The following is a 4,133-nucleotide window of genomic DNA, read 5'->3' as shown; positions in this document are numbered from 1 at the left end:
AGAGCAACGGTGCCTAATGAGCTTGCTTTCTGAACAACAGCTGTATACCATCGCGACGAAATCCTGCGAATGAGTGAGTATATGTGAGATAAACCCTTAAAACCGAGGGACGGGTACGAGAGCTCAATAATTACAACACGAGGTTGCCGCTGATGATCGGCAGCCTCGTTAAGCTGTTGGGCAGTTTAGTGGAATGAGCGGATCGATTTGGTTTTCACGCCATTGCAACATACCGGTACTATCACCCGTCTAGAATAATAAATTGCTTCTGGGAGATTTTTATGAAAAAATGGCGAACTATCAGCTGCATCGTAGCAATATTGACGGTTACTGGATGCGGAGGGATGTCCGGAATGAAAATGGCGACAACTCCAGCTCCAACAACCCCGACGTATACTACAAATGATGTGGACGAAAGAATTGTGCAGGCGAATAATAAATTCGGTCTGATGTTATATCAAGAGCTGCTGAAATCGGAAGAGCGCAACGGTAACAAGGTTATTTCGCCTTTGAGCATTGAGGCCGCATTGGTCATGACTTATAACGGCGCGGACGCTGAGACCAAGAAGGCGATGGAAGATGTGCTGAGTATCAAAGGGCTGACACTCCAAGACATCAACATGGGAAACGAAGTGCTGAAATACGTGCTTGAACATGCGGATTCGAGCGTAGTGTTAAGCATCGCGAATTCACTGTGGGCTAAAGAAGGGAAAGAATTCCACAAAACATTCCTTGACAACAACCTCACTTATTACGACGCTGAAGTGACGTCGCTAGACCTGACCGCACCAGAAACACCGGATCAAATCAACCAATGGGTGAAGGAAAAAACGAATGGAAAGATCGAGAAGATCGTAGAAGGACCAATCGATCCACTGACGGTTCTGTTCCTGATAAACGCAATCTACTTCAAAGGGGAATGGGCGCGTCCGTTTCAAGAAAACGCGACTTCCGATGGCGAATTTGTCATACCGGACGGGTCGATGATTCAAGTTCCCATGATGAGTCAATCAGGTGAGTTTGAGTATAAAGCAGGAGAAGGGTATCAGGCCGTTCGCATACCTTACGGCAAAGGGACTATACGGATGGTGATTTACTTGCCGACGGTGGAAAGCCCCGGTCTCGGTAAAATGATGTCCGTATTACTCTCGGATCCCGATCAATTGACAAAGGGGTTCCTTTTAGAAGACGGACAACTCCGCATGCCGCGATTTAAGTCGGAGTATTCCGTTTCATTGAACGATGCGTTAAAAGCTTTGGGCATGGAAGTCGCTTTTGACTCAGAACGGGCAAACTTCGGAAACATGGCGCCGATTCCGCCAAATCTTTACATTAGTAATGTACAACACAAGACATTTATCGAAGTTAATGAGCAAGGGACGGAAGCGGCTGCGGTTACATCAGTGGAAGTGAAAGCGGAGTCGGCTACTCAACCCTTCACCATGGACGTAAACAGGCCGTTCTTCTTCACGATCGAAGACGGTTCGACCGGTACTATGCTGTTCATGGGTTGCATTGAGAATCCGGGACAGGAATGAAAGGATAAAATCCATAAATTGATATTACCGAGTGAAGTTTATCATGTTGGAAGATAAAAGACATCTCGATGATTTCCCCGGAGGGTTGCTTTTATTTTGCTGATCTATGGAGCTACGACAGTGGTGACTTTTTTATGAGAATCATTAATTGTTCAACGGGTACGATAGTGCAATGATAACAGGCTGCCGAATCGGCAGCCTGTTCGGCTAATTGGCAGTTTAGTGAGTAACACCTTAGCTGAACTAACAACTTATGGTAATGTAAAACTAAGTTTGCAAAAGCTGAGGAAGGTGTTTCAGTTATGGATAACATTAAGTTACTTCAAGTGGCAGTAAAGCAATATGGATATAATCCTGAAGATTTGGTTGTCGAAAAAGAGCTTCAATCGAATACTTGGCATGGGGATTTGCATTTAAAAATTCATTTAAAAGAAAAGTCGTTCTCAGCAAGATTTATTAGCCATAAGCGATATGAAAGTAACGTATTTGTTAAATTAACGGATGAAGTTCTTACAGAACAAATTAAATATTGCAATTATCTACGTGAATCCGGAATTCCTTTTATGAAACATCGATCAACTGTTTATAATGAACCATTTACTTTGGTTAATGATGGGGAAAAGGAATGGAGATTCGTATTGTTTGAGTGGATAGAAGGTGAACATATTACTCATTGTACTGAGTCCGTATCAGAAAAATTTAGTAAACTGGCACGAAAGATTCACGACATATCAGTAAAATTTGAAAGTGAGGTCTTTACAAAAGAATCCCATGTTTATGGTTCAGAACAATTTCTTGGAATGATTCGTAGAGAATTAGGCTCAATCAAGTTTACGGCAAGAACAGACGAATTGTTACAAAACTACATATCTCTTGTAGAATATCATATAGAAATAGCTAAATCTGAATCATTGGAGTTCATAGTTCAAAGTGACCTAAACAATCTAAATATACTGTGGGATGGTAACGGTGAGATCATTGGAATCGTTGATTTTGAGTCAATCACTTACACGGATAGAGTAGAGGGCTTAGCATGGCTAATAAAATGGTATTCACGACCTCATGGAATAGGCTCCCATGAAATGTCTCCTGCTCTTGGAAAGGCTGTCTTACGCGGTTATGAGGCAAAAGAAATTCTTAATCAAAGTGATTTTAGCAGACTCCCTTCATTGCTATGGTTATCAGGTTGTTTAAATTGGAATTTTACTGCTCAAACAATAAATTTAATAAAGAATAATGAAGATATACTCCTAAAAGAACATCTAACCAAGTATTTAAAACGTGGGGAAAAACTTGTATCTCTTATATAATGAAATATACTCAAAATGCTAAACCATATGTTATTGATAGTTCAACCTCAGAAGGGCTGCAACAATTGGCAGCACTTCGCTACGCTGACGGGCAGAAGAGTTGAAGAAGGGGAAAACCTATTTTCTAAGGTTTGGATATAGCTGTTATAAGTCCAAGAATTTTGAGGTTAACCACATACGCTATAAATGAGGGGATGGTGGACAAGATGCCAATATGCCAAGATCATCTCCCATCATTCTCTGCCGCATTAAAGGCGATGTTCCTGCATCGCCCTTTTTAATGTGAGTAAATTAAATGATAACTTGCTTAGAAAGTTCAAGAAGATCATTCATGGGCGATCAAGGGAACCTATTTGTCTAGAAGCCATATATAATAATCGAATCGCCTTTAAGCTAACTGGCAGGATAATTGAATAATTCTTGTATTGAAGGAAACTTGGAATTCATTTATAATTTCCCGTAATTGTAGTGCGTTTTATACAGGTTTTACCTTCGAGAGGATGTGATTGTCCAATGGTAATGGCTTGTTGGAAATACTTCCTGTACATCCTTAATCACAAACTAAATGTTTTGGTTGAGTGTTGGAAGGAAGGTTTGTACATCCAAGGGATAACACATGATTTGTCGAAGTTTTCACCAGCAGAGTTCTTTCCTTACGCAAGGAAATTTTACTCTGGGAAGCCACTGAACGTAGCTGATGAACTAAAGTGGAATTACGCATGGCTCCGTCATCAGCATAAAAATAAGCATCATTGGGAATATTGGGTCATTAATCCAAATACCAAAGAGGCATTACCCATGCCAAAGAAATTTATCATCGAAATGGTTTGTGACTGGCGCTCCTTTTCAAGGAAATGGGGAAGAAAGGTCAAAGAGTCTACTTTAAACCTTACTGATAACATAGTAGTGCATCCCGATACGAAAAAAGAGCTTGAGATTCTAACGATGAATAAAAAAGAAACTTACTCCGAGGATACTACCACTCAAGGGAAAGCCAATTCATTACGCTAAACATTCCTGTTAAGGCTAAGAAATAGCCTTTGTCAAAAAAGGAGCGCCTCGGTATGATGGGTTTGTCTACAACATATCAAGGAGGCGCTCTTACTATGAAGTTTAAGCAAACAGACGTACAAAATCAACGGATTGAGCAGATTACCACCTCGCACCTCGTCGTAGGAATTGACATGGCCAAAGAAACTCACGTGGCACAGTCCACAAATTTCCGAGGAATCGTCATTTCAAAACGGCATCTCTCGTTTTCGAATTCTATCGAAGGTTTTGAAAA

General features: G+C 40.8%; 3 protein-coding genes and 1 pseudogene. All 4 read left to right on the top strand.

All coding sequences use genetic code 11. The features are described 5' to 3' along the window. Nucleotides 1-281 precede the first annotated feature (281 nt). Nucleotides 282-1,538, top strand: coding sequence for a serpin family protein (locus tag RCO25_RS34345; protein WP_309000526.1), 1,257 nt, complete (start codon nt 282-284; stop codon nt 1,536-1,538). Between the two features lie 302 nt (nt 1,539-1,840). Beyond that, nucleotides 1,841-2,848, top strand: a complete 1,008-nt coding sequence (locus RCO25_RS34340) for a phosphotransferase enzyme family protein (RefSeq protein ID WP_309000525.1) — start codon at nt 1,841-1,843, stop codon at nt 2,846-2,848. A gap of 513 nt (nt 2,849-3,361) precedes the next feature. Further along, nucleotides 3,362-3,859, top strand: a complete 498-nt coding sequence (locus RCO25_RS34335; protein ID WP_309000524.1) for a DUF5662 family protein — start codon at nt 3,362-3,364, stop codon at nt 3,857-3,859. A gap of 95 nt (nt 3,860-3,954) precedes the next feature. Then, nucleotides 3,955-4,133 (top strand): annotated as a pseudogene (locus tag RCO25_RS34330) (IS110 family RNA-guided transposase); the annotation flags it as partial.

This window comes from Paenibacillus sp. LHD-38 (assembly GCF_031157315.1).
Lineage (GTDB): Bacteria > Bacillota > Bacilli > Paenibacillales > Paenibacillaceae > Pristimantibacillus.
This window is presented reverse-complemented; position numbering and strand designations above follow the sequence as displayed.